This is a genomic window from Salinibacterium sp. TMP30 (assembly GCF_038397785.1).
Lineage (GTDB): Bacteria > Actinomycetota > Actinomycetes > Actinomycetales > Microbacteriaceae > Rhodoglobus.
In genome coordinates, this window is sequence record NZ_CP151642.1 from 2609008 (window position 1) to 2634833 (window position 25826).

A 25826-nucleotide genomic window follows, 5' to 3' on the forward strand; every position below is an offset into this window, starting at 1 on the left:
ACATAAACTGCTTATTAGGCAACAAAGTGTGTGTCTGATTCTGTCCCGATCTTCTGCGCCTGTCAAGATGGAGAAATCACCACCTCCAGCCAAGGAGTTCCATGCGTCCCCTGCACCCCACCCCCTCAGCAAGCCGCGTGCGCGTCGGAGCGCGCCTCCGTGCCAGCAGACGCGCCCAAGGTCTCACAATTGAACAATTGGCCGATGCCACCAGCCTGACCAAAGGGTTCATCAGCCGAGTAGAGCGCGATGAAACGTCACCAAGCGTTGCAACACTTCTCACCATCTGCGAAGTGCTCTCGCTGCCGATCGGCACTCTCTTCGAGGCATCCGAAACCGAACTCGTTGCGCTTGCCGACGCTCCCCTGATCAACATGGGCGGCCGCGGCGCGACCGAGCGCATGGTCACACCGCGCGGCCAATCGAAAATTCAGATGCTGCGGTCGACGCTCGAACCGGGTGCCCACGGCGGAGACAAGCTGTACACCGTCAACTGCGACGTCGAGGTCGTTCACCTCATCAGTGGCACATTCGAGATTCAGTTCACCGACCGCACCGCCACCCTCAGCGCCGGTGACACCATCACCTTCCCTGGCCGCGAACTCCACAACTGGAAAAACCCCGGAACTGCGGATGCCGAAGTCATGTGGACCCTTGTGCCCGCGGCCTGGAGCGGCGCGGTTTAGTTTCGCGCGGCCCTAGCGCCCCGCAATCACCACAGGCTGCAGGGTCGCACTTTTCGGTTCGCGGCTATCACCTGAGGAGCGCCCGGTGAGCCGGCGACCGATCCACGGCAGCACGTATTCGCGCCAGTATGCCGCGGTGCGGGGGCGGGCATCGTCCGCTGGTCCCTGATCGGCAGCAAAATCGGGAACCGGAATTTCGAGCGCAGACAACACGTTGCTGGCAACGCGAGCATGACCGCGAGAATTCAGGTGTAGCTTGTCGACCGACCAGTACTGCAGCTTCGTGAGCTCCTGATCCGCCCAGTTGTTCACAAAAGTCACGTTGTCCTTCGACGCACGCGACATCACCTCGTGTGCCAAACGATCACCGCGAGTCGCCATGACAGAACCGAACGGCAAATGCTTGCTCGGGTTTCCCCCACTGAGCAGCAGAACGTGGATGCCGCTGGTCGTCGCCGTATTCACTGCAGCAAGCAGTTGGTCGGTGATCGATTCCAGCGACACTTTGGGGCGCATGATGTCGTTTCCGCCACCATTGATACTCATCAGCTGAGGTTTCAGGGCGACCGCCGCCCGCAACTGCTCCCCAGCGATGGGCGCGAGGAGGCGCCCACGAATGGCGAGATTGGCGTAGGAGACCGGTGTGGCTGACGCTAGCGCGAGGCCCAATGCAACTTGGTCGGCCCAACCGCGCACGCGGCCATCGGGCAGTTCATCCCCGACGCCCTCGGTGAAGCTGTCACCGATGGCAACATAGCTGGAGAACTGGTGAGTCATGCAGTTTCTACTTTCCGAACGCCAAATGAACTCCAACCCCCGCTACCTGCGCGAAAACTTGAGTGTCGATCATCGTTCCAGACTACGCCTGCCACACGAGGTGCTATCAGTCGGGCCGAGCAGCCAGCTCCTCAATGAGTTCGAGCGCACGCCGCAGCACCGTGCTTGATGTGTTCGCAGTGTACGGAAAATACACGACTTCCACGCCGACCGCAGCGAACTCCCTCTCTAGCCGTTCGCCCTTTTCGGTGCCGCGCCAGTCATCGCCCTTAAAGAAGGTCGTGAAGCCGACCTGGCGCCACGTTTCTAATTTGTCTGGCACACTTTCGACGACAGCCTCATCGACATACCGGATGCTCTGAACGATTTCTAAGCGCTCGGCAAGAGGAACTGTGGGGCGCAGGTTCTTGGTTAGCTCGAGCATCTCGTCAGAGACAACACCGGCGATGAGGTAATCGCACTGTTCTCGGGCTCGTTTGAGAATGTTGAGGTGCCCTACGTGAAAGAGGTCGTAGGCGCCGGCGGCATATCCAATTCTTTTGCTCATAATGTTCACTCTGTTCGGATCAGGGTGGGTGGTGTGGGTCGGGTGGATGCTAGGGAGTAGCGCACAGTTTTCTGGTGCTCAAACGGGAACTGGTAGCCGCGCTCGACCACAAGGGACGTGAGAAAGAACAGAGTGAAGATCACGCTCGATTCGATGAGCCCGTTTTCGAGGGCGCTCCGCAGCAGCAAGAGCACAAGCAGCGGGAAGGTTAGCGCTCGCAATTCGCGCGACACCAGACTGTCTCTGAGAGTAAAAACCACCCAGACACTGACGGCGACCAGTCCCACGATTCCTGTCTGAGACAGGAGAGAAATCCAACTACTGTCGAGCACTTGAACGTCCCACCAGCGCTGATCGACCTCCACAGTTTTTACCGCCAAACCGGCGCCGATCCACTTGTGCCAAGTGGCCATGGGGATGCTGAAAACGGCATCCCAGGCAATTGTTCGTGAGCTCAGCGTGGCAAGTTGGTCGACATCCTGTCCCCGGATTGCAACCTCAGAGACGACATTCGTAAACGCCACAACCGCATACGAAACAGGGGCGAGGAGGATGAGGGCGATGCCCGTCGAGTGCGGCACAGGCCACGCCAACAGAATGCCGACAACCATCGCGATCACGACAACAAGGAGCGTCGTGCGCGATCCCGTCGCCAACAGGATCGACGCGAACGCGAGAAGGAGCGCCGCTCTGCTTGCTGTCAGCCCCGACCTCGCAATTGTGATGGCAAGGCCCAACAACGGTGGGGCGGCAAGGCCAGCAAGCTCGTTGGGTTTCATCGCCGGGATACCAGTGGCGAGTCGGCCGTCAGCCAAGAAACCGGGAATGCCGGTTACCGCTCCGATAATGGTGAGGATGCCCATGGCGATGAGCAGAGCGGTGAGCACCTGCATCGGCGCTGCACAACTTGCCAGTACGTACACGGTGGCCGCGAGCAACAGGATGCGCACTGCGAGAACGAGCGACGGCATGACATCCCCGCTTGCGAGTGCGCCCAGACAGGAGAGCCCAACCACGATCACCAGCAGAATCGTCGACCTCACACCCACACGGGCACGCGTCGTCGACCGCTGATAGATAAGGAGTGCACAGCCGAGCGCGATGAGCGCAAGAAGTGCCTTCGCTACGACGACGCTGTCGAATCCTCCCGTGAAGAGAGCATCGGGACGCCAGGAGACGACACTCAAGACGACGAGAAACCACGTTCCGATAATGGAACGTGAGATAGCTCTGGTCCCGTGCAGCTCTCGTGAGGACATCAGCCAGCCGGCGGTCTTTTCGCTGCGGCTATGCGCCGGGGAGTGATGAGCGCCTTCGCGGGTTTGGTCGCGAAATCCTCGGGGGTCCACGTTGCCATCAGGTGGAGGTGCCGCGTGCGTGGCACCTCCACGAGAACAACACCGATCGGGCGAACGCCCGCAATCCGCAGTTGGCTGACCGCTTGCGCCAGCTCAACCTCGGTGGAGTGGTTATGCCGAACAACGATGACGGATACGTCGGCATACGGTGCGACCAGTTGAATGCTGACCGGGCTCGCGACCGGCGCAATCTGCGTGATCACAACATCTGCGTCGGCGAAGAGTTGGGTCGCGACAGAACGAAACGACGCCTGCGCCTGCGCTTCTGTCAGAGTCGCAATGCCGGCGGGTACGACAAAACTGCCAGCATCTTCCACAATGCGGATGACGCCAGACAGGGTTGATGATCCTGTCAGCAGTTCTGCGAGGCCCGGTCCGCCAGCGAATTCAGCGAGTGGGCTCGACTCATCATTCGTCGTCTCGGATTCCACAAGCAGCGTCTGCCGTCCTGTTGCCGCGACAGCTTCGGCGAGCGCGAGCCGCACCTGAGGCGCACCCGACTTGTGACCGGTGGGAACAAGCAGTAGCAGGCGCGGCATCCCGCCACCATTTGCCTGGGCGATTCTTGTAACAGTTTCTGTCACGGCAGCATCGAGCTCGTAATGTTCCTGATCGCGTGCACTCCGGCGATGGCGGCGCGGAATTGCGCCCAATACTGCAAGTCCGGTGGCGCGCCTCACATCATTCACTGAGCGAATACGACGATCGAACCGTGCCAAAAGAAGGGCGATGATCGCCCCGCCAGCGAGTCCCGAAAGTAGACCAAGCCCGAGAATTACCGTCTTCTGCGGTGCGCTCGGAGCCACTGGCGTGAGCGCCGGGATCAGCCGGTCTAGGGAGACAGTAAACGTTCCAAAGTTCTCGACTCGCGCGACGAGCTGCGACAGGCTGTCCGCGACCGCATTAGCGATGGCGGAGGAATCCGCTGCTGAACCCGCGCGTGCCGTGATGTTGATATTGACCGTGCTGTTGGGGTTCGTCGCTGACACCATGCTCGAAAGTTCTTGCACCGTGAGATCGAGCTCGAGGTCCTTGATGACTGGCCTCAACACGTTAGAGCTGCGCACGAGATCCGTGTAGGAGTTGACGCGTGCGAGAGAGAACTGCGAACGCTCCGCGAGAGTCGAATTCTCATCATTGACGACAAGAAAGAGGGTAGCGGTGGCGGTATAGGTGGGCGGAATGCTAAACGCTATGAGCGCAGCGGAAACTACTCCAGCCGCGACGGCAACAAGAATAGCCAGCCATCGCTGCCGGAAAATCTCGAGATAACTCAGATCTTCCACGCGTTGAACCACCAGTCGGGAGGGGAAACAACTAGCTGGCGTCAGGTTAGTGCGCCAACCAAGCACTTCAGGTTTTCTTTACCCTAGTAGGTATCGCGCGATTCTGGGAAGATAGATTGAGGTTCCGCAGGATGGCGAGTGCCCCCGCACCGCGTCGCCCGGCGGACCGTGAGGAGCGCCCGTGCCCGCTGCGAGAGAGATCACCACCCGGTCTCCGCGGCGCCGTCGTGTGGTTGCTGCCGGGATCGCCTTAGGGGTCGCCGCCGTTGTTGTCGTGGGCTCCCTAGCTGCTACTCAACTGGGGAGTAATGGCGACGTTGTACTGCCACCGATCCCGTCGGTGGCAGGCGTTGGGGCGCCTCAGAATGCCGGATCGAATTCGGTCGACGCGGGTTCGGTCGATGTGGGCACCACAGCCTATGAGCCTCCCGCAGACGCCCTCTACGTTTCGCCCACCGGGGATAACGATGGCGATGGCAGTCGTGAGTTCCCGCTTCGCACCATCAAAGCGGCAATCGCGCGAGCTGTGGCGGGGGGCACAATCGTTTTGCGTGAAGGCGATTACCACGAGTCCGTGACGATTCCTGATGGCAAACCACTCACGGTGCAGTCGTATCCGGATGAAGCCGCTTGGCTCGACGGAAGCCAAGTTGCTGAGGGTTGGGCTTCGAATGGCGCACACTGGTCAATGCCGTGGGATGTCGTCTTCGATTCCAGCCCGACCTATACCCGTGGGGCGGAAGACAACACAGAAGAGCACTGGAACTTCGTCACCAGCAAGCATCCGCTCGCGGCGCATCCCGATCAGTTGTGGTGGGATGACGAACCGCTTACTCAGGTGACTGGGATTGACGAGCTCACGGCAACCTCGTTCTTTCACGACGAAGCTGCGGGACTGCTGTATCTTGGCGCCGACCCCAGCGAGCATGTGATTCTGGCAAGCGAGCTTCAGCGAGCGGTCAGTATCCGCGCCGCCGACACGGTAATTCGAGGCGTTGGTGTGCGCCGCTACGCGCCATCAGTGCCCGATTTTGGTGCCGTGACCGTCGAACGCCCCCGGGTCACGCTAGAAAATGTGGTCATCTCCGAGTCCGCGACCACCGGCCTTTTCATCACGGCCGCCAATGTGACGCTGCGCAATGTGACGTCGACGAAGAACGGGATGATTGGTGTCGCCGCAAACTTCGCTGACGACCTTGTTATCGAGGGCCTTAAGGCGTCTGGCAACAACACCGAATGGTTCAACAGGGCGCCAGTTGCCGGAGGGATGAAGCTCACACGTTCACGCACAGTGGTCATCAGTGGTTCCGAATTTTCGGACAACAACGCGACCGGTTTGTGGTTCGACCAGTCGTGCCGCGATATCGCCATCACCGGAAGCGAACTTGCCGGAAATAAGGGCCATGGGGTGTTCTTGGAGATCTCAGCCAGAGCAGTCATCGCCGACAACTACATTGCTCACAATGACAACCTCGGCATGAAGATCAATGACACCAGCAGCGTAGAGATCAGGAATAATCTCGTGGTCAGCAAAAAGAATGCGATCTCAGTTCTGCAAGATCAGCGGCTGAAGAGTGATGAGAGCGTTCCTGGCCACGATGAGCGCTTTATGGATGACCCGGTGATGACGTGGTTGGGTACCGATGTCACAATTGTGGGCAATACTCTGGTCGGCAGCGGGGATCGCGCCCTGATTTGGATCGAAGACTATTCGCGCACCCGAAGCGCTGACGACTTTGGGATTACCGTTGAGAACAATCTCTTTGCGCGAGCCACTAATGGCGACCCCCAAACAATCATCGCTTGGCCGATGTCCCCCGGCAACGTGACACGATTCAGCTCCCTCGACGATGTCACTCGTGGCGCCGATCAAGAGCACAGCGGGTTAGAGTTTCGCGGATCGGAAGCCGTCGAACGCAGTAACGGCTCTGCCGCACCTCTGCCAGAACTGCCTAGCTGGATCGCAACCACGTTTGTGGGGTTTCCGGCTGTGGCTGCCGCTCTCGGTTAGCGCAAGCCTGCACTAGATCCACTTCCCGTTCCCGCTCCCGGCTCGCGCCGAATCAGGGGCACCAGAATGAACCATCTAATGGCGAGACCGCCAAGAATGGATGCCCCGGCGAGTGCCGCCGGAACCCACTGCACTCCGCCCCCCGCTGCGAGCACGGTCCAAACGAATCCGACGGCGACAACGGTATCGATCGCGCGCACCGTAAAGACTGCTGCTTGCCTTCCAGCGACGGCCGCGAGCGCCCCATAGGGAGTCACTGCGGCGATGGATGCGGTGTAGGCGATCCAGCCGACCACGGCGAATAGGTCCGGCGCAGTACCGAAGAGCAGCGCACCTGCCCAGGGCAAAGCTGCAACGAGAACGGTGCCAACGAGCACCGTAAAGCCTACGAGGGCAAGCACTGAACGATCTGCTCTGCGCAGTTTCTCACGGAGCGGTTTCTTCTTGTCGTTTGCGAAAGAGATAAAGAGGTAGGAGCTGAGTCCACTCACGGCGAGCGTTGCTGGCGCTACGTACACTCGACCTGCTTCGAGAAGACCTGTCGCCGCCAGGCTTGCAAGCAGCGTAACGAGGGTGCGAACCACGGTGAGCATCGCTGGGCGCAGAAACTGTTGACCTGAGCGCCAGCTGCCGTACTGAAAGACTGCCACCAGACCGACGCGAGTGAAGCCGACGAAGAATCGTTCCTCGGCGGGAAGCAGAGCGATGCCCAGAGCGATAGCGGCAAGCTGGCCGATCGCGATGGCGCCGAGAAAGACCAGGAGACTGAGGCTGCCCGTCAGCGTGGCAATGCCGATGACCACGAGCGCCACACAGAATGCGGCGAAGTCGATCATCATCACACGCCAAAAACCGAACCCGGCCATGAGTAGACGCCGCATGATCTCTTCGAGAGCGAAGAGGGCGACGGCAACTCCGAAGACCAATGCCGTTGCGGCATCCAGAAGCCCTGACGCCCATCCGACAGCCGCAGACGCTATCGCGGCGAGCGCGGCAATCCCGACCGCATACTGCTGAAGCGCCGATCGGATGCTCCGCTCGCGGCGCTCTAACACCACTAGTGAGTCGCCGACCATTCCGCTCGCGACTCCCGCTACGAGAACCATGACGCCATAGGCAATCGCGAAGGCGCCGAGTCCGTCAAAGCCGAGCGTGCGCGCAACGATGACTTGGATCGTGAAACTCGATAGGGCTTGCATGCCCTGCGATCCGATCGCCCCCAGGGCTGTGCGTTTACGCGTCACACTAACTAAGACTATTGCGGGAGTCGTGCGAGGAAGTTGTCGAGTCGTACAGCGACGGGCGCGTTGGGGGCTGAGCTCGACAGGTAGCTTTCAAAGCCGATTGAACCGGCCGCCTGAAGGGCGGCTGTCGAGTCTGTCGTGCTCAGTTGCCATCCTGCAGGTTCAGCATCTCCAGCTTTCCAGAGCTTCGCCGTGATTGTTGTGGGGTTGGTTCCGCTGACGCTGGTCTTGAGGATAAGTGTGTCCCCTGCCACATAACTCAGACCGGGAACGTTCATATTGGCGAGCACAGTGGAGGAGCCAGACATAATCTGCAGTCCGACAGCGCCTCCGGGTTGCAATCGTGCTCGTGCCTGATAGAACGCCGAACCCACTTGGCGCCCGATGATTCCCATGACGATGTGCCCTGATTCGGCGACCTTGTCTGCGGAAATTTCAACCTGCGCTTCAACCGCGGTTTGGCTCACCCCGGTGAGAAGGGCGCGACGCGTTGATCCGGGCGTGGCGTGCGCGACTAAGCCCGATCCGCTCGACACGGTGAAGGCAGAGTTCACGTTCGTTGACCAGCCGCCTCCGGTGTTGGCTGTTCCCCATCCGGCGGCGACGGTGCGAGTGAAGTCGTCCAGCGCGATGGGGCCTCCGGCTGCAGTGACGGTGACCTGATGGCTGACCGACCCGGTGGCACCTTGGTTATCGGTGACCGTGAGAACGACGGTGTAGTTTCCGGCAGTCGCATAATCATGGGTCGTCGTGGCGCCAGTTCCTGTCTGTCCGTCACCGAAGTTCCACGAGTACGAACTGATCGTTCCGTCAGGATCACTGGAGGTAGATCCATCGAATGATGCAGTCAGGTCGGCCGTTGCGGAGGTGAACGCCGCAGTGGGTGTTTGGTTCGCGCCGAGCCAGATGTTGGTGATTGGTGCTGCCGCAGCGCTCAGGTCGTTTGACGGCACCGAATACGCATCCTGAATTGTGCGCAACACGTCATAGTGGTCGATTGTTTGCGAGTACTGGCCGATCTTGACCTTCTCGCCGACGAAGATTGTCGCAATCTGGTTGGAGGCTCGTCCATCGTTTTCATCCCACGTCAGAATCAGCACGCTGTTGTTTGCCTTTGCCCAAGTCACATAACCTCCGAGGGCGGACTGAAGCCACGTGTCTGCTTCGGTGATCGTGCCGTCGTGCATGTCATGTTGAAGGTCTGGCACAACAAAGGAGACATCGGGCAGAGTGGCGTAGTCAGTGGGGAACGCCGTGAACGGCTGGTTTACCGCTGCAGGAATTGACGGCCAGTTCACCCATGGGTTGTGCTTGCGCGCATAGTCGCCGCTTTCACAGCCGGTAAAACCAACGCTTGGCAGACTCTCTGAGTACCCGACAAAGCTCTTACCGTTAGCGGTCAACTGGTTGTATAGGTTTGTCGTCGTGAAGGTGTTTGGGCAGTCGTTTGTGGTCACCCCATTGAGCGAACCGCTGAACAGCGCGAGGTAGTTCGGTTGGCTTGGGTGGACCACAGCGAATGACTCTGTCATCAGGGCACCGTCGCCTGCTAGGGAATTGATGAACGGAGCCTGAGCACTGCCAATGATCTGAGTGTCGGACTTGTTCTCCATGATGACGACAACGGTTTTCGCAGGTTGCGGTACGTCCGCTGCCGGGTTGGGTGCGACCACGTGCGTGACAGCTGTGGTTGCGCCCTGGTTGTCGGTGATGGTGAGTGTCACTGTGTACGATCCGGCAGACGCGTAGCTGTGCGATGCTGTGGCTCCGGTGCCGGTCTGGCCGTCACCGAAGTTCCAGGCATAACTCGCAATGCTGCCGTCCGGGTCACTGGAGCCGTTTCCGTTGAAGGATGCGGCGAGGCCGGCTAGATCGAGCGTGAACGCTGCCACCGGGGGCTGATTCGCGGGATTGGCGGTGACAGTAACAGGCTTCGTGACCGATCCCGTCGCGCCCTGATTGTCGGTGACCGTCAAGGTGACTTGGTAGGTGCCGGCTGTGGCATACGTGTGGTCGGGGCTGATTGCGGTGCTGGTCTGGCCATCACCGAACGCCCAAGTCCGCGAGGCGATGCTGCCATCCGGGTCGGCCGAAGCACTCGAGTTGAAGCTTGCCGTTAGGGCGTTCACCGAACTCGTGAAGGATGCCGTGGGGGCCTGGTTGACGGGCACGACACCGCCCTCGGCATGACCGGCGACAGCGAGGAAACTGTCGTAGCTGACTCGCACCGGAGCGTTTACGGCAGAACCCGAAAGGTAGCTGTATTGGCCTACTGATCCCGCGGTCTGAAGGCTGGCAACCGAAGAGCTCGCGGCCAGAGTCCAGTCAGTTGGCTCTGCGGTGCCCGATTTCCAGACCTTGCCGCGCAAAGTTGTCGGCGAGGTTCCAAAGGCTTGAGCCTTGACTAGCAGCACGTCTCCCGGAGAGAACGTCAGCCCGGGAACTTCGGTGTAGGCGATGCTGGTTGAGCCACCGTTCAACAGTTGGAACGCAAGCGTTCCGTTTGAGAAATATCGCACGCGTGCTTGGTAGAAGCTGTTTCCGACCTCACGAACGGTAAGCCCGGTGAATGCGCCGCCACCAGTGATCGGTTTATCGACGGAGATGCTGGCGCTGACCGTCACATCATCAGTCGATACTGACGGCAACCAAGCATGCCTCGTTGATCCAGCAGAACTGTGGTTGACAACACCGGCATCCGAAGCGACCGAGAAGTTGCTGTCGGTGTTCGTTGACCAGTCACCGCCAACTACTGCTGTTCCCCAGCCAGAGGCGACCGTGCGAGAGAACTCGTCTCTGGCCAGCACGGTCACGGCCGGAGGTGCAAGCGCCGTCACCACCTGTGACACCGTGCCCGTCGCACCTTGGGCATCAGCCACCGTCAACGTAACCGTGTAGGCCCCGGCGGCGGCGTAAGAGTGGGAAACAGTTGCGCCAGTATCGTTGGCGCCGTCGCCAAAGTTCCACTGGTACGAACTGATTGTGCCTTCGGGGTCCGACGATGAGGAGCCATCGAAACTCACGACGTTCTCGGTCACAGTCGAGGTGAACGCCGCCGTCGGGGCAACATTCGCGGCAAGCACCGTCACCGATGCTGTCGTGGTCGCCGAGGCTCCCTTATTGTCAGTGACCTTGAGCGTCACGTCGTAGGTGCCCGCGGCCGCGTAGGTGTGATTGAGCACAGCCACAGCGCCCGTGGATCCGTCGCCGAAGTTCCATTCGTAGCTGGAGATGGTTCCGTCAGGGTCAGAAGAACCGGAAGCATCAAAACTCGCTACGAGATTTGCCTCAGTGTGCGTGAACGCGGCAACCGGTGCCTGGTTCGCGGTGCCCAAGAGGTAGTGAGAGCTCACATCGCTCGCGCTCAACACGGTCTGGTAGATCGCGAACTCGTCGAGATCGCCGTCGAAGTAGTTAGATGACGCCACTCCGACCGTGTTGCCGCGTCCGAGCCGCCAGAAGCCGGAGAACGTTTGGCTCGGTGTCGCAGGACTGGTCGCTGCCAACGCGCCGTCGACGTACAGGCGCAGCCCCCCTGATCCCTGGGTCGAAACAGCCTGATGCCAGTTGCCGTCGTTGTACGACGCGGCACTCGACACAGTACTGCTGCCGGTTCCAAAGAGCAGGGTGCCGTCGTTGCGCATGATGATGTGATCGCCATAACTGCTGGCGGTACCCGCAGCGGATGATCCAAATTCGACAAGTTTTCCACCGCTGGTGCTGGTCGTTCTGAACCAGACCTCGCTCGAATACGTCGATGGGTTGGCCATCGAGACTGCGGTCGCGGCGAGACCCTGCGTGAACCGGGTCGCACTGTTACTGGTGCCACCGAGCGCACCGGGAACGTCGCGAGTGTAGGTTCCGCTGAGGTTTCCGTTGATGCCCTGCAGTCCGGCGTCGTTGGCGACTGCGCCGGAAGCTTCGCTCAAACGCCAGTACAGTTGCGGACTAGCCTCATACACCGCAGCTCCGTAGCTGTCGGTTGGTGCCGGCGGGCCTGTGAGTGAGCGGCCTGAGAGCAGGTAGTGGTTCTGCACTTGGGTCGCGGTGAGTGGCTTCGGGTACACGGCAACTTCGTCAATGGCACCGTTGAAGTAGTCAGCCCCACTCCAGCTTCGGTCGCCACCAATACGCCAGTAGCCCCAGTAGTTTTGGCCCCAGACGACACTGGGATCTACGCCGATGCGCACGCCGTCGACGAAGAGTTCCATCCCGGTCGCGCCCATGCTGCCGACTACCTGATGCCACTGGTTGTCGTTGTATGACCTGGCGCTCTGCACGATGCGTGTGCTGCCCGTGTAGACCCCGAAGTTCACCTTTCCTGACGTATCCATGTAGATGTGACGGTCGTAGTTGTTGGAGTTGCCGGATTGCTTGTTGCCGAATCCGACAATCTTTCCGCCGGCGGTGGTACTCGTCTTGAACCAGGCCTCAACGGAGAAGGTGTTGTCGCGCCACACCTTCTCTCCTGATCCGGTGTAGCTGTTGGAACTTCCGGTGAAGTTCGCGGCAGTGTTGCTGTCACCGATGATCGCCCCGGATGCTCCGAATCCGACTCCAGCGTTGGCGGTCGAGTTGTCGCGGCCGACACTGTCTACCGCAGTGCTGCCGCTTGGGTCTCCGAGCCTCCAGTAGCTAGTGGGCTGGTCGTTCATCACCGCACTTGCATAGTCGCTGAGTTGTCCGGTGGCGCCAGCGGTATACGACACGGTGGTTCCCCAGCCGTTGTTGCCGTAAGGATCAATGGCACGGAGTCGGTACGTGTAGGTCTGCCCTGGCGTCAAACCGGTGTCAATGTAGGTCATTGTCGGGCGGTCGTAGAACCGTGCATCCTGCGTCGTCACGTAGATGGGCGACGCGCTCTTGCCGTCGCGGATGAGGTGGTACGTGAGGTTCTCGTTGTCACGATCCCAGTCGGCGATCCAGCTGAGCGCGATCGTTCCGGGGGCGGGAGACGTCATCGTGGGTACGAGGTCGTTACCGGTTAGTCGCGGGCCGTCAAGGTTAGGAGCGATCGACGGCACCGCAAATCGCAGTAGGCCCTGTTGTGATTTGCCGTTGACTCTCGTGAATTCTCCGCCGTAGACCGTGTACTGGGCGTTGGCGCTGACATCCCATGGCCCTTGGTACTGGCCGGTGAAGGTTCCGAGGTTGATGTCGGGGAAGAAGTTGAGCATTGATGGGCTCGCGTTGCCTGACCAGTTCGGGTAGCCGTAGGGGTCGCGGGAGATGGTGCCTGTTGCGTCCTTGCTGAAAGCGATACCGCGGCTAAATGTCCAGGGATCGGTTTGCGGGAAGGCGTCGATGTTGCCGCAATAGTGCGAGTGGCCGGCGGCATAGATGGCGCCATTGGGGGCGGGGGAAACGGAGTAGGTGTCTCCGTGGCAGTCGTTGATCCAGACGATTTCGCCATTCGACCAGTTGGCCCGGAACGTGCCCTCTAGGTTTCCGCCGGAACCGAAGACATAGCCCGAGCCGTAGAAGCTGTCGGAGTCTGATGCCAAGGAGAAGATTGCTGCATTGAGTCCAGCATTGCGAACAGAGTTGTTTACTGCGAACGGGGTGATGAGCGCTCCAGCAGTCGCATCAACCATCGCGAGGCCGTAGCCGGGGTTGCCTGAGCCGTTGACTGTGGTGAAGTCGCCACCGATCACGACTTTTGTTTCGTCAGGCGAAATGACGATGCCGAAAGCGCGGCCGCCCGCAAGCTCGGGCGCCCACGGAGTTACGGCACCATTGGAGGCGAGTGCGGCGGCACCGCCAAGCCGAGTGCTGCCGCTGACCGACGTGAAGGGGCCAGAGAAGTAGACGGCGGAGTTTGTCGCGACGACCGCGTAAACACGATAGTTCGCGCGCGCATCGAAAGCGCTATTGATGGCACCCGTGGCGGTATCAAACGCAACAATGCGGGATTTGGAGGTGCCGTTGACGGTCGTAAAGTCGCCGACTGCGTACAGGCGTGTGCCATCCGGCGATGCCGAGATAGCTCGAACCTGCGAATCAAAGGTGGGGGCCCAGGGCAGCAGTGCCCCGGTGGTGAGGTTGTACGAGAGCATGTACGAGCGGTTGACTTCGTTGGTTCCGGCGGCGGCCCCAAAGGGGCGTGCCTTGGTGAAGTTTCCCGCAACGTAAACCGTGTTGCCCACGATGGTCTGATCCCAGACGACCCCATTGATCTGAGGGGTGGGAAGTACGTCTGTCGAGACTGTGGATGGCATGGGCGGGCTAGCCGCCGTGTCGGCGACAGCCGCGGTGGGCTGCATCCACGTGAGCAGGGTTGCGATTAATGTCATCGTTGCTGCGGCTGAAATCAGTCTCAGCGTTTTCGGTGGCATATGGCGGGGTGCGCGCATTTTGTGCCTTTTCGGGGTGTCGTGGGTATTTCGGGGTTCCACTGGTGCCACACTATATTCCCTATACCCCATTTTGGGTGCCCCCCAAAAGGGGGGTAGAATTGGTGAACCACCTACGCCGGGCTGACGAGCTATCTAGCCATCAATTCCGCGACATCACCTTGGAACACCAGCGGAACAACGTCCACCGAGTAATCGACCATGATCGTGACGTTGCCACGTTGATCCTCTGGAACTGTAAATATATAAAATCCATCAATTGCTTTATTGGGTGCGATCGACGCGGGAAGTGGTCTACCACCGGGCTCACGCAGCTCCTGGGCGGGCGTGCGATCGGGCCCAAAGTAGCAACTGACAATAGCCGTACGAAGTGATGTTTCACTTGACGTCGAGTTGGTGATCGTAACGGTGACACGTAACGACGGCCCGGCCACTTCTCCCGGTCCCTGCGCAATCCCATCGACGGCTTCGACCGCGGCGATCTGTGCAGTGAGGCCAGCCGTGATGATTCCGGGCTGCTCGATATCGATCGGAGTCACATCGGGCACCACGGGGCCATCAGTTGGCGGCTGCCCCGATGGCGCAGCGGAAGGGGACCCAGCGCCCCCACCCGGCGTCGAGGGCGAGCTGGTGGGCGACGCAAGCAAACCCGACGTTGGCGCAAACTGGGTGAAGGCAACAACCCCGAGACCGAGAGCGATCACTGCCACAATTCCGATAGCCACAATCCGCCCCGAGCGCGTACTCAGCCATGACGCGGCAGGCTGCTGGGTGGGGGCTCCTCCGCCACCAGCGGGGGTCTTCGCATTTGTCATTGCGGCTCCGTGGCATTGGGAGTGTTCGGGGTTGGACGATACACCCCGGGTGGCACGAGTGTAACCCCCCACTTCTGGGGAGAAACTGCGTTTATCGCGGGGCGTACACTTTCGAGTCCAGACAGTGGGGGGTCTGTTCGAAATTCTTGAGGCACTGCCAGGAGGATGGACAGTTGAAAAACCGCATTTCAGCAAACGCCCGTCTTCCGAACGCCCGCCAGCCAACTGTGCGCATCCTAGGCACTCATGGGGTTCCCGCCGCCTATGGTGGCTTCGAAACCGCGGCGGAAAATGTCGCTCTCTTTCTTCGCGACCGGGGGTGGCGCACCATCGTCTACTGTCAGGTTCCGGGAACCGGGCCAGCGACAACAGATGTGTGGAATGGCATCGAGCGAGTCATGATCCCCCAACCTCGTGACGGCTGGTTGGGCACGGCAAGCTTCGATCTTGCCTCGATCCGACACGCGTCACGACACCGGGATGTCTGCCTCACGTTTGGCTACAACACCGCCGTGTTCAACATCATCCAGCGACTCAAGCGCATCCCCAACATCATCAACATGGATGGAATCGAGTGGTCGCGAGCGCGGTGGGGCAAGGGCCGGCAAGCGATTCTTTGGGTCAACGAGCGCATCGCCTGCTGGGTAGGAAACAGTCTGATTGCCGATCATCCTGTGATCGAGCAGTATCTCGCGACCCGAGCGCGACGGTCGAAACTCATCACAATCACGTATGGCGCCCACGCCGTGGAGCAGGCTGACCCGCTCCCCGTGACGAGCAGGGGCCTGACGCCGGGGCACTATCTAACCCTCATCTGCCGCCCGATTCCCGAGAACTCCATCCTCGAGCTGGTGACCGCGTTCTCCCGAGAAGAACGCGGTCACCAGCTCGCGATCTTCGGCACGTATGACGACAGCGATCCCTACGCTCGTGCTGTGCGCGAAGCGGCGAGCGATGAAGTTGTCTTCGTCGGGCCGATCTACGAGCCACATGAGGTGGCGTCTCTTCGATTCCACAGTCTCGGTTATCTGCACGGTCACACGGTCGGCGGCACTAACCCATCACTCGTCGAAGCAATGGCGGCGGGCAATGCGGTGATTGCGCACGACAATGCCTACAACCGGTGGGTGGCGGGCGACGGCGCTCTCTACTTCAGCGATGTGGATGACGCTGCCGAACATATTTCGACTCTGCTAGGTTCGCCGCAACAGCGGCACGCACTCGCCGCCGCAAGCCGAAGTAGGCACCTGACGGAGTTCACCTGGGAGCACGTTGCGGGGCAGTACGAAGATGTGCTGAAGCTTTACGTTGACGCGCCCCCTTTGGTGCCGCCGTTCGAAGATTCGGCACAACCATCTCAGCAACCCGCTGAGGTGCACGAGCGAGAAGAACCTCGGGAGAAGTCCGCATGATTCGTGTCGGTGTGGTCGGTTTAGGAAAAATGGGGCTATCCCACCTCTCAATGATTCGGGCACATCCCGAGGTGTCCGTTGATGGTGTGGTGGATTCGGCTGGCTACATTCTTGGCGTTCTTTCGAAGTACACAGGACTGAAAACTTTCACCGATTTCGACAAGATGCTGCAGACTGTCGAGCTGGATGCGGTATTAATTGCGACCCCCACCCGCTTTCATGCGGCAATGGTGCGCACGGCGCTCGAACACGGTCTCCACGTGTTTTGTGAGAAGCCGCTCACCCTTACTTCGACCGAGTCGTCAGAGCTAGCTGAGTTGGCTTCAGCGCGAGGGTTAGTTACTCAGGTCGGGTACCACAACCGTTTTGTTGGCACTTTCCGCGAAGCGAAGCGTCTGCTCGAGGCTGGAGCCATTGGCCGCGTCACTCATCTTCAGGCCGAATCGTATGGTCCTGTCGTGTTGAAAGCGAAGGGCTCGACGTGGCGCAGCAAGCGCACGGAGGGCGGAGGTTGCCTCTACGACTATGCCGCGCATCCACTCGACCTGGCGACCTGGTTTGTGGGTGACGCGACCGGAGTCGGGGGAACCATTCTGGGCAGCATCTTCTCGGAGAACACGGAAGACGAGGTCTACAGCACGATCTACTTCGCCGACGGAGTGAGCGGCCAACTTTCGGTCAACTGGTCAGACGAGTCGTACCGAAAGATGACGACCCGTATGAGTATCTTTGGCACCCAAGGCAAGATAATTGCCGACCGGCAAGAGATTCAGGTGTACCTGAGGAGCACCGCGCCCGAAGCAGAAGGGTACCCGCAGGGCTGGAACATCAAATCGACGACCGAGCTCACCGACGAGGTGTGGTTTTATCTGCGGGGCGAGGAGTACAGCGCCCAACTCGATCACTTTGTGCGACGCATCCACGATCCTTCCCTGCCCGCCACCAACGACTTCGCAAGCGCGGCGGTCACTGACCGGATCATCGAACTGCTCACTCAGGATGCGGCAGCAGGGCCAGCCATAACTGCCGCGTCGAGTGCTGCAGCAGCATCGACACCGACCCGCCGCCGCAGCCTCTTGGGGAGACGATCATGAGCACCACAACAGACCACACTTCGGCAGCTCCGTCAGCACCGGCCAAGCTCGACCGCCTTCTCTTCGGCGACAACCAGTTCTTTGGCATTAACCACCGCTCTGAGGAGAAAGCCCGCGAGCAGGCGATGCGCTTTCACGACCTCGACGCGATCATGGCTGTTATTGACGATGCGTATGACAGCGGCATCCGCACCCTCATGTGCACCACCCACGACCGCATCTCCGAAGTCGTTGACCGGATGCGTGCCGAGCCTAAGCGCTACGAGGGGTTTTCGTTCTTCCCCTGCATGCCCTACGCCCACAAGTATGCGGATGCCGTGACCGAGAGCGGCATCCTAGGAGCGCTGGGTAAGTTCCTGCCCGATGAGGGCCTGCTCAACGCGATGATGCGCGGGGGGCGCTCGCTGGCCAAGAAAGACATCGAAGGCATAATCACTTTGCTTGTGGATGCCGAGATGGCCGGGTTCACTGGCGTGCACACTCCAGTGATTTGGCTGCAAAACGTGGTCGTGGATCTGCTGCTCGGGCTCGGATTTACGGATGCTTTCGCAATCTTCGCTAACCATGTGCGGTCACGTTACAGCGCCGAACCTGGGTTCATCACAATGAACCTGCCGATGCTGCTCGACCATCTTGATCGTGCCGGCATCGAGAACCCACTGGTGTGCTCAAACATCAACAAGATCGGGTTCCGCATGTCTGGTGGCACCGAGGCGTATCAGGATGCACTCGCCAAGCGTCCTTTCCGGGCGGTCGCTATGTCGGTGTTCGCGTCGGGTGCTATTGCCCCCCGCGAAGCACTCGAGTGGATCTTTGCGCAGCCGGGGATCGAATCGATTGTGTTCGGGGCATCCAGCCGTGGGCACATCGAGAGCACCGTTGCGCTTGTGCGGGAGCTCGAGAACTAGGGCTCGCTAGCGCCCTCAGGACGCGTCGATCATGCGCAGTTCGCGCCACCACCGTGCGAGCACGGCGATGAGGATTACGGCGTTGGCGGCGAACAGCAACCCGTACACGATGACGAATCCGCTGAGCCAGCCAAACAGCACAAATGACAGGCAGAGCACCGCGTAGTCGGTGGGGATCGCCACGATTGTCTGCAGCCAGCCACCACCACCGCTCGGTTTGGCGTAGGCATGTCCGCGCTCAGATGACGCGATCCTGCGCAATTGGTCAGTAAGGATCATCGCGAAAAAGAACACCGATGACACCACAATGAAGCCGAGCGGAATCAGCAGCACAGCATCCGGCAACTCATCACCGAAGCGGTACAACGAAATCAGGATCACGCCGTGAAAGATCACAATCTTGAAGGCGTCAACGACATGATCGAGCCACTCACCTGATTTGGTTCCGCCTCCGAGCAGTCGAGCGAGTTGCCCATCTGCAGAATCAAGGGCATACCCGAGCAGCAGTAAGAACGCGACGAGAATTCCGAGCCACCAACTGGGCAGAACTGTGGCTACTAGAACAAGCGCGACCAGCGTCGAAGCCGCGCTGACCATCGTGACCTGGTTCGGCGTTCGGCCCATCAGAAACGCGGCCGCCGCGAGCAAACGTCCAAGACGGCGATTCACCCAGCGCGAGTACGGTGGCGCACCGCGCCCTGGTTTCTGTGCGGTTGCAAGCTGCCGGACTATGGCACGGTATCCCAATGGTGCGGCTGGGCTTTCCCCTGTGGCGGTCATATTCCACTGTAGCGGTATGCACTTCGCGAGGTCGAGGGATCGATTCCGGCCACGAGCGCAGCGCCGGCGATACGATGTGGGGCATGCGCGTTCTCTTTGACGGCTTTTGGTGGGCGCGAGGCCCTGCGTCTAATCGCCAAGTGCTGCGCGAGTTCATCTGGGCGTGGGAGCGCGAATTTCCCCAGGATGAGCTCACCGTCGCCGTTCGCCGCGCATCCGCTGACATCGCTCGGTCAGAATTGCCCGACCGCGTCACCGTCGTCGGCACTCGGCTGAAACCTCACGGCATCAGCACAATCGTCGAGCTGCCTTTCATCGCCAGACGGATGCACGCCGATGTCACCATCACGCACAATTTCACTCCGGCATTCGGGGCCTGCGCCGTCTTCATTCACGACTACATGTTTCTTACTTCGCCGGAGTGGTTCACGCTCAAGGAGCGTGCCTACTTCAGCCTGATGCCGTTGACAGCCCGGAGAGCCACCTGGGTGTTCACCTCGTCGCAGACTGAAGCCGACCGCATTAGTCGCCTAAGTCGCGGACGCACAGTTGTTCCGGTGGGGCTCGCTGTTGGGCGGGGCCTGGCGGATGCTGTTCCGCGCAAGCCAGCGGGGCTCGAGGCGCCGGATGCGACTGGCGGCGCCTTTTTGCTCTGCGTCGGCAGGCTCAACGCTCGCAAGAATCTGGCCACCACCATCGAGGCGGCACTCGCGTCTGGTCGAGCTACCGAAGATTCTCCGCTGGTGATTGTGGGAGAACCTCAGGGCAGAAGTGCCGACCTGCCAGCGGCCGTCGCCAAAGCTGTTGATCGCGGCATTGTGCGGTTTCTGGGATTCATTGACGATGACGAACTCGCCTGGCTGTATGAGAACACTTCCCTGCTGTTGTTCCTCACCCGCGATGAGGGGTTCGGGCTTCCCGTTCTCGAGGCGCGACATTTCGGCGCGCCCGTTGTGGTGAGCGATATCCGGGTATTCCATGAGATCTTGGGAGCGAAGGCTAGGTTCGCTGATCCGGATGATGTGTCGGCTATCGCCGACGCCATCCGAACTGCACCCACGCGGGAGTCGACCCCGTCGCCCGGTGATCTCGGCTATTCGTGGGAGGCAAGCGTGCGCTCAATGCGTGAGGCGATTTCTCGCCAACACTCGTAGCTCGCCGGCGGCCTTTTCCTCACACAGAACGACGGATTCCGGAGATAACCAGCTCAGAGGGTTAGCCCGCCGCTGATGGCGCAGTCCGCTTCGCAAAGCTGGGGGGACTTGGCGTCCGACACCAGCAAACGTAGATCGCAGGGCACCGCAGCCCCCCGAGATGGCTGCCGGTTCCATTACGACCCATCCGCTCAACGTGGCATCGTTCGCGTGCACAAAAGTTCCATCTCTCGTGGCACACATCAGCGACGGGTGTTTGCCCTCACATGCCTCCCGACGGCAACTGTGAGGGCGCCTGGGGGTTATTGGCGACCCGCAGGTGGTAGTTGTCTGGGCCGTTCATTGCGGCAGCACGAACGCTGGCGGGTGCGCGTTTCATTAGTACGCCCCTACGGGGTGAATCAGCACTTTGACCGTGCGCCACATAATGACGAGGTCGCCAACAACCGACCAGTTCTCTACGTAGTAGAGATCGAGCCGCATGCTGTCTTCCCAGTTGAGGTCAGAGCGTCCATTGATTTGCCACATGCCGGTGAGCCCCGGCTTGATGTACATTCGGCGGTTGACCTTTCCTTTATAGGCACGCACTTCGCTGGGCAGTGGCGGGCGCGGGCCAACTAGGCTCATGTCGCCTTTCAATACGTTCCAAATCTGCGGCAGTTCGTCAAGCGAATACTTTCGGATTACCCGGCCGATGCCTGTGACTCTTGGGTCGTTCTTCAGCTTGAAGAGCACGCCCGAGCCTTCATTCTGCTCAGCGAGTCCAGCGAGCTTTTCTGTGGCATCCGTCACCATCGACCGAAACTTGAACATCCGGAATGTCGCAAGGTTGCGACCCACTCGCACCTGGCTGAAGAATGCACCGCCGAGGCTATCCATTCGGATCAACACTGCCAAGATCAGAAACAGGGGTGAGAGGATCACGAGGGCGAGGGCAGAGACCACAATGTCGAGGCCTCGTTTGACGACGTGTTTTCCTCCTTCGAACTGCGGAATTTCAACATGGATAAGAGGAAGGCCTTCGACGGGTCGAAAGTGGATGCGCGGCCCGGCAACATTGGCGAGGCGGGAGGCCAAGATCAGCTCGGCCGCTGTGCCTTCTAACTGCCAGGCGAGGTCGCGAATGAAGTCGTTGCCTGAGCCATGGTCGCCAGCAACAATGACGGCGTCAGCTCCGAGCGCAGCGGCGGTTGCGGCGATCTGCTCTGGGCCGAATCCGTGACTCTTGACAGTACCGAATTCGGGCTCCTCTTCGGAATCCGGGTCGGTCAGCACCCCAACGACGGCGAATGCTGCACTCAGGTTCCCCTGAATCCGTGAGACGACGTAATCGACCTCGAGACGTGATCCGACAACCACTGCACGGGAGAGCGCTCGTCCGAGCTTTCGCTGACGGGTGAGCGATCTGCGCCACGACCATCTGCTGACGAGGAGCACGCCAACGCCGGTCGCCATGGTCAGCACCGCGCTTTTGCCGGGGAAGCCGGCTTCTAGGAACAGAAGGGCGATCGACAGCAGGCCGAACGCAGTCATGCACGCGGTAATGAGTCGCTTGTACTCGTCGGGTCCTGCGCCAATGATGCGGCGGTCGCGGGAGTGGAAGATCTCCAGCAGCCCTATCCACACGAGTGCGATAGCGCCGAGACCCAACCACATCAGCGGGGGAACTCCGGCGATGAACTCGGGAATGCGGGTGATTTCAGCACGAGTCAGCAATGCGGCGATCATGGTGCTGACAATGATCGCGGCATCCGAGAGCAGCAATTTCTTTTGATAGGCGCGCGTCCATACCAAACCAGATTCGGGATGGCGCGTGGTTGACGCAAGCGGGTGAAAGTCAGTCTCTTCGACGAGTCGTAGGTGGCTGCGCTCTCTCTCGGTTGTGGGCTGGACGGGTAGTTTTCTTAGCTCGCTCATTGCTCAGCTTTCGCTGGGCAATGAGCGAGCGGGGTAGCGGGTATTGCGGGGGCGGGTTGTCTTGCGGGTGATTTTAGGGGAGGGCGAAACTGCACATGCATCGGGATCACGACATTTCGGGTGTCGGGTTGGAGCGCACTCATAGGAACGCACGGGGGGCGTGCGTTGGGGGGGAGGACGCGAGCGGGGTGGCACGCGTTTGCGGGGCGAGTTTTCTTGCGGGTATTTGTCTTGCTGTCCCCCTAAAGGGGGTAGTGAGTGAAACTACTCTCCTTCGCGCTCGGTGAGATACCCCCACTTTGGGGGGTACACGGCGTGTCGCATTGACGGAACTCCGCTCTCCAGCCCGTCAATCTCCAGGCGCTGTGCGCGGTGATTCCCGCTCTAGCGTTTTCGCCCACTGCGCGCAAAGCGCTCCACTAAAGACAGCACCGCAGTCGTCGGCCGTGTAACTGAGTAGCCGGCGGATGCCCTGCTCACCCCTAAAACACGGGCATCTCTTGCATGGTGACGCCGCTAGATAACGAGCGGTTTCAGCACAACGATCCGGCAACCTCCGCAAGGAACGAGCAATCGAAGAGCTAAGGTCCGTGCAGCTGAGAGCCCTCCCCGGCACCACCAGAACCATGTGCGCTCCATTTTCGAGAATCCACCCACCAATAACCTGCTCCGGCAAGTGGTCTACACATGCACTGGTGAGAAGTCGTCGCCGCGGAATGGTACTAGGTTGCGGAATCATGGAAGGGCTTATTCCCGAAACGATCGGGCATCATCCGAGTAAAATGGCCAAGTGATGAACGCCCTCGATGTTGGCCTAGTGGTGTTAGGTCTTATTGTGCTGGTCGGTGGCGGTGAACTCTTGGTGCGGGGAGCATCCTCGTTAGCAAGCAGTTGGGGGCTAAGCCCGCTGGTAATAGGTCTGACCGTTGTCGCAATGGGAACGTCAGCCCCCGAACTGGCGGTCAGTGTCGAAGCAGTGTTCAGAAACGAAGCCGACTTAGCGATCGGTAACGTCGTCGGGTCTAACATCGCAAACGTTCTCCTCATCCTTGGTATTGCAGCGCTCATCCTCCCCCTAGCTGTCAAGCAGCAGTTGGTACGAATTGACGTACCGGTCATGATCGGGGCATCCGTTGCGTTGTTGATCTTCGCCGCGGACGGAATCATCTCCCTCGTCGATGGGCTTCTCTTGTTGGCCTTGGTCCTTGTGCACACCGCGGTCACTCTCATTCTTGGTCGCCGGGAGACGATCGCGCTGAGAAAGGGGGCCATCAACGATCAGTCCGCTACAGAAGCGGTCGATGCGCCGACGGCTCATCGACCGACCTTCGTGGTCTCGGTGCTGTTCGTGTTGGGCGGCATCGGACTACTGGTTGTGGGCGCAAACCTGCTGATCACCGGTGCCGTCAACATCGCAGCTTCATTGGGTGTAGGAAGCTTGGTGATCGGGCTGACGGTTGTTGCGGTAGGCACCTCGCTACCTGAGCTGGTTACGTCCGTCATCGCGGCAGTACGTGGCCAGCGAGATATCGCTGTCGGAAACATTGTGGGCAGCTGCATCGCTAATATCGGTTTCGTGCTCGGTGTGCCCGCTCTGATCTCGGGCGGCGGCATCCTGGTGGCACCCGCAGCGGTTGCTCTCGATATTCCGCTTATGCTCGCCGCGGCGGTGGTGATAGCGCCTCTCACGTTCACCGGCTTCACCGTGCAACGGTGGGAAGGAGTGATGCTCGTAGGGCTCTACCTCGCGTACATGACGTACGTCGTTCTGGATGCCACCGCCCACGACGCGCAAAGCGGCTTCACGTGGACCATGGTCCTTTTTGTGCTCCCGCTGCTAGTACTCACAGTCGCAACAACAGTCTTTTACGACGTGCGACGGCGCTCCAACCGGAGGAAAAGTGGCCAGATTTCTCCTGTGAAACTAACCTAGAACCGTGACCACTTTCAGCGCAGAAATCGTGTCCGCAGTACTCGCCCATATGAACAGCGACCACAACGGTGACAATTTGCTCATCGTGCGTGCGTTTGCCGAATCTGCCGCCATCTCGGCGGCCATGGTCTCACTCGACGACACCGAAGGTACGTGGCAGTACTCCGACGGCCACGGTGTTGAGCACCACGTTTCGCTCCCGTGGGGTGCCCCCATTAGCGAGCGTGCAGAGATCCGGCAAGAAATTGTGCACCTGTACGAACGAGCGTGCGAGAAGCTCGGCGTCGAAGCACGGCCACACAGCTAGCGCACCGCCGCAATCCCGCCCCAAGTTCACCACTTGCTGCCCCTAGCCAAACCGAATGGCCGAGGGATACGAATAAGGATCAACAGTGCAAACATCGGGTTTGCGCAGAGGAGGCACGTCAATGGCTACATCACCTAACCGTCTGCTGGGAGTCATCTTCGGCGCGGTATACGTTCTTATTGGACTACTTGGGTTCTCCGTTACCAACGGTGTGGGTTTCTTTGCCACCGAAGGTGGACTGCTGCTGGGCCTGTTCGAAGTCAACATCTTCCACAACGTTGCCCACATCCTCATCGGTGCCGCCCTGCTTCTCGCCGGAATCTCCAACAAGCGAGCCGCCCGCGCTGTGAACTCCACGGTCGGCTTCGCGTACCTCGTCCTTGGTTTTGCCGGACTGCTACTCGTTGGCACATCGCTCAACATCTTGGCTCTCAACGCTGCAGACAACGTGCTGCACTTCGCCAGTGCCGTTGTACTGCTCGCTGTTGGCCTCGGTGCCGACAAGCGCGCTACCGGCGTCAGCTCATAACGCTCGACCAAGTGCGACGGGCTGCGGTAACGTGCCCGTCGCACCCCCGCAAACACCACCATTCCCAGCGCTGAGAGGAGCTCGATCATGTCCACTATTGCCCGAACCTGGATTTCCTTTGCCGCAATCGGCACCGGACTAATCCATGTTGCACTTGTGATCGGTGCTCCTCTCGGGCTGGCCATCCCCCTCGCACTCCTCGGTGTCATCGAGTTTGGCTGGGGTGTGCTCGCCTTCACACGAGACACCCTGCCAACACCGCGCGCCGCGATGGTAGTTGCGGTGGCACCACTTGTTGCGTGGGGGTTGCTGGTTGCCGCAGCATCCAGTCTGCACATCCCCACCCTCGCTTCAGTCATGGATGTCGTGCCCTGGGGCGTTGCCGCCATCTTCCAACTTTTTGTGGCCGGCGTCCTGTCGCTGCACGCCCGCCGCGTGCGTGAAGGTCGCCCGGCGGCGCGCACCGCCCCCGGCGCTGTACGCTACTTGACCGCTCTCATGGTGGGTGGTCTGGTGGTTTCTGCTCTCACCACTCCGGCACTGGCCGCTACCGAGGCTGGCCTCTACGCGCAACCTCATGGCGAGCACGACAGCTCATTTACTCCGCAGAGAGACGACCCCGCCGGCGAGAACGTCGACGGCCTGTTCACTATCCCTGGCCACGACGGTCACTAGGCGACGCTCGCCGAAATCTCGCATCCCCAGTAGTCACAGC

19 protein-coding genes are annotated in these 25826 nt (G+C 60.2%); 10 read left to right on the forward strand and 9 right to left on the reverse strand.

The window, feature by feature from the left end; translation table 11 throughout:
- Window positions 1-101: 101 nt before the first annotated feature.
- A complete protein-coding gene (locus tag AADH44_RS12615) occupies window positions 102-686 on the forward strand; it encodes a helix-turn-helix domain-containing protein (RefSeq protein ID WP_341953215.1) in 585 nt (194 codons plus the stop codon).
- 12 nt (window positions 687-698) lie between these two features.
- Here the strand turns inward: AADH44_RS12615 and AADH44_RS12620 are convergent, their stop codons facing one another.
- The 4 genes from AADH44_RS12620 to AADH44_RS12635 form a co-directional block, all read right to left on the reverse strand.
- On the reverse strand, window positions 699-1463 hold the full coding sequence (locus tag AADH44_RS12620; protein ID WP_341953216.1) for an SGNH/GDSL hydrolase family protein: 765 nt from the start codon (window positions 1461-1463) through the stop codon (window positions 699-701).
- 106 nt (window positions 1464-1569) lie between these two features.
- The gene (locus tag AADH44_RS12625; protein WP_341953217.1) at window positions 1570-2010 is read right to left on the reverse strand and encodes an adenylyltransferase/cytidyltransferase family protein; all 441 of its coding nucleotides are present in this window, start codon (window positions 2008-2010) and stop codon (window positions 1570-1572) included.
- Window positions 2011-2015: 5 nt separating this feature from the next.
- Window positions 2016-3269: an O-antigen ligase family protein gene (locus tag AADH44_RS12630; protein ID WP_341953218.1), complete on the reverse strand. Its 1254-nt coding sequence runs from the start codon at window positions 3267-3269 to the stop codon at window positions 2016-2018.
- Window positions 3269-4654 carry a Wzz/FepE/Etk N-terminal domain-containing protein gene (locus AADH44_RS12635; RefSeq protein ID WP_341953220.1) on the reverse strand — a complete coding sequence of 462 codons (1386 nt, stop codon included), beginning with the start codon at window positions 4652-4654 and terminating at the stop codon, window positions 3269-3271. Before AADH44_RS12635 ends, AADH44_RS12630 begins: the two co-directional genes overlap by 1 nt.
- A gap of 181 nt (window positions 4655-4835) precedes the next feature.
- Between AADH44_RS12635 and AADH44_RS12640 the strand changes: the two genes are divergently transcribed.
- Window positions 4836-6665 carry a right-handed parallel beta-helix repeat-containing protein gene (locus tag AADH44_RS12640; RefSeq protein WP_341953221.1) on the forward strand — a complete coding sequence of 610 codons (1830 nt, stop codon included), beginning with the start codon at window positions 4836-4838 and terminating at the stop codon, window positions 6663-6665.
- Here AADH44_RS12640 and AADH44_RS12645 read toward each other — a convergent pair.
- The 3 genes from AADH44_RS12645 to AADH44_RS12655 all read right to left on the reverse strand — a co-directional run bounded on the left by AADH44_RS12645 (window position 6662) and on the right by AADH44_RS12655 (window position 15077).
- Entirely contained in the window at window positions 6662-7909 is a 1248-nt protein-coding gene (locus AADH44_RS12645) for a hypothetical protein (protein ID WP_341953222.1), read from the reverse strand. The genes AADH44_RS12640 and AADH44_RS12645 overlap by 4 nt on opposite strands.
- 11 nt (window positions 7910-7920) lie before the next feature.
- Complete coding sequence (locus AADH44_RS12650) at window positions 7921-14262, reverse strand: PKD domain-containing protein (RefSeq protein WP_341953223.1); 6342 nt, start codon at window positions 14260-14262, stop codon at window positions 7921-7923.
- Window positions 14263-14393: 131 nt separating this feature from the next.
- Window positions 14394-15077 (reverse strand): hypothetical protein, encoded by a 684-nt coding sequence (locus AADH44_RS12655; protein WP_341953224.1) that lies wholly within the window; start codon window positions 15075-15077, stop codon window positions 14394-14396.
- Window positions 15078-15250: 173 nt separating this feature from the next.
- Here AADH44_RS12655 and AADH44_RS12660 point away from each other — a divergent pair, with 173 nt between their 5' ends.
- The 3 genes from AADH44_RS12660 to AADH44_RS12670 are packed head-to-tail and all read left to right on the forward strand — an operon-like array spanning window position 15251 to window position 18491.
- Window positions 15251-16489 (forward strand): DUF1972 domain-containing protein, encoded by a 1239-nt coding sequence (locus AADH44_RS12660; protein WP_341953225.1) that lies wholly within the window; start codon window positions 15251-15253, stop codon window positions 16487-16489.
- On the forward strand, window positions 16486-17583 hold the full coding sequence (locus tag AADH44_RS12665) for a Gfo/Idh/MocA family oxidoreductase (protein ID WP_341953226.1): 1098 nt from the start codon (window positions 16486-16488) through the stop codon (window positions 17581-17583). Before AADH44_RS12660 ends, AADH44_RS12665 begins: the two co-directional genes overlap by 4 nt.
- Complete coding sequence (locus AADH44_RS12670) at window positions 17580-18491, forward strand: hypothetical protein (protein ID WP_341953227.1); 912 nt, start codon at window positions 17580-17582, stop codon at window positions 18489-18491. The genes AADH44_RS12665 and AADH44_RS12670 overlap by 4 nt, the downstream gene beginning before the upstream one ends.
- A gap of 15 nt (window positions 18492-18506) precedes the next feature.
- Here AADH44_RS12670 and AADH44_RS12675 read toward each other — a convergent pair whose 3' ends face one another.
- Window positions 18507-19271: a CDP-alcohol phosphatidyltransferase family protein gene (locus AADH44_RS12675; RefSeq protein WP_341953228.1), complete on the reverse strand. Its 765-nt coding sequence runs from the start codon at window positions 19269-19271 to the stop codon at window positions 18507-18509.
- A gap of 83 nt (window positions 19272-19354) precedes the next feature.
- Here AADH44_RS12675 and AADH44_RS12680 point away from each other — a divergent pair, with 83 nt between their 5' ends.
- The gene (locus tag AADH44_RS12680) at window positions 19355-20425 is read left to right on the forward strand and encodes a glycosyltransferase family 1 protein (protein ID WP_341953229.1); all 1071 of its coding nucleotides are present in this window, start codon (window positions 19355-19357) and stop codon (window positions 20423-20425) included.
- Between the two features lie 378 nt (window positions 20426-20803).
- On the opposite strand, the gene AADH44_RS12685 is transcribed toward AADH44_RS12680, so the two are convergent.
- Entirely contained in the window at window positions 20804-22342 is a 1539-nt protein-coding gene (locus AADH44_RS12685) for a sugar transferase (protein ID WP_341953230.1), read from the reverse strand.
- Between the two features lie 793 nt (window positions 22343-23135).
- Between AADH44_RS12685 and AADH44_RS12690 the strand changes: the two genes are divergently transcribed.
- The 4 genes from AADH44_RS12690 (at window position 23136) to AADH44_RS12705 (ending at window position 25786) form a co-directional block, all read left to right on the forward strand.
- Window positions 23136-24275 carry a calcium/sodium antiporter gene (locus AADH44_RS12690; protein ID WP_341955013.1) on the forward strand — a complete coding sequence of 380 codons (1140 nt, stop codon included), beginning with the start codon at window positions 23136-23138 and terminating at the stop codon, window positions 24273-24275.
- 4 nt (window positions 24276-24279) lie between these two features.
- Entirely contained in the window at window positions 24280-24582 is a 303-nt protein-coding gene (locus AADH44_RS12695) for a DUF2470 domain-containing protein (RefSeq protein WP_341953231.1), read from the forward strand.
- Window positions 24583-24703: 121 nt separating this feature from the next.
- Window positions 24704-25111 (forward strand): DUF4383 domain-containing protein, encoded by a 408-nt coding sequence (locus tag AADH44_RS12700; RefSeq protein WP_341953232.1) that lies wholly within the window; start codon window positions 24704-24706, stop codon window positions 25109-25111.
- 87 nt (window positions 25112-25198) lie between these two features.
- On the forward strand, window positions 25199-25786 hold the full coding sequence (locus AADH44_RS12705) for a hypothetical protein (protein ID WP_341953233.1): 588 nt from the start codon (window positions 25199-25201) through the stop codon (window positions 25784-25786).
- Window positions 25787-25826: the final 40 nt, after the last annotated feature.

Bases quoted from the DNA above. Each gene is read 5' to 3' on its own strand.
- AADH44_RS12615 (WP_341953215.1), top strand. From the start codon at position 102: ATGCGTCCCCTGCACCCCACCCCCTCAGCAAGCCGCGTGCGCGTCGGA.
- AADH44_RS12620 (WP_341953216.1), bottom strand. From the start codon at position 1,463: ATGACTCACCAGTTCTCCAGCTATGTTGCCATCGGTGACAGCTTCACC.
- AADH44_RS12625 (WP_341953217.1), bottom strand. From the start codon at position 2,010: ATGAGCAAAAGAATTGGATATGCCGCCGGCGCCTACGACCTCTTTCAC.
- AADH44_RS12630 (WP_341953218.1), bottom strand. From the start codon at position 3,269: ATGTCCTCACGAGAGCTGCACGGGACCAGAGCTATCTCACGTTCCATT.
- AADH44_RS12650 (WP_341953223.1), bottom strand. From the start codon at position 14,262: ATGCGCGCACCCCGCCATATGCCACCGAAAACGCTGAGACTGATTTCA.
- AADH44_RS12655 (WP_341953224.1), bottom strand. From the start codon at position 15,077: ATGACAAATGCGAAGACCCCCGCTGGTGGCGGAGGAGCCCCCACCCAG.
- AADH44_RS12665 (WP_341953226.1), top strand. From the start codon at position 16,486: ATGATTCGTGTCGGTGTGGTCGGTTTAGGAAAAATGGGGCTATCCCAC.
- AADH44_RS12670 (WP_341953227.1), top strand. From the start codon at position 17,580: ATGAGCACCACAACAGACCACACTTCGGCAGCTCCGTCAGCACCGGCC.
- AADH44_RS12675 (WP_341953228.1), bottom strand. From the start codon at position 19,271: ATGACCGCCACAGGGGAAAGCCCAGCCGCACCATTGGGATACCGTGCC.
- AADH44_RS12680 (WP_341953229.1), top strand. From the start codon at position 19,355: ATGCGCGTTCTCTTTGACGGCTTTTGGTGGGCGCGAGGCCCTGCGTCT.
- AADH44_RS12685 (WP_341953230.1), bottom strand. From the start codon at position 22,342: ATGAGCGAGCTAAGAAAACTACCCGTCCAGCCCACAACCGAGAGAGAG.
- AADH44_RS12690 (WP_341955013.1), top strand. From the start codon at position 23,136: ATGAACGCCCTCGATGTTGGCCTAGTGGTGTTAGGTCTTATTGTGCTG.
- AADH44_RS12700 (WP_341953232.1), top strand. From the start codon at position 24,704: ATGGCTACATCACCTAACCGTCTGCTGGGAGTCATCTTCGGCGCGGTA.
- AADH44_RS12705 (WP_341953233.1), top strand. From the start codon at position 25,199: ATGTCCACTATTGCCCGAACCTGGATTTCCTTTGCCGCAATCGGCACC.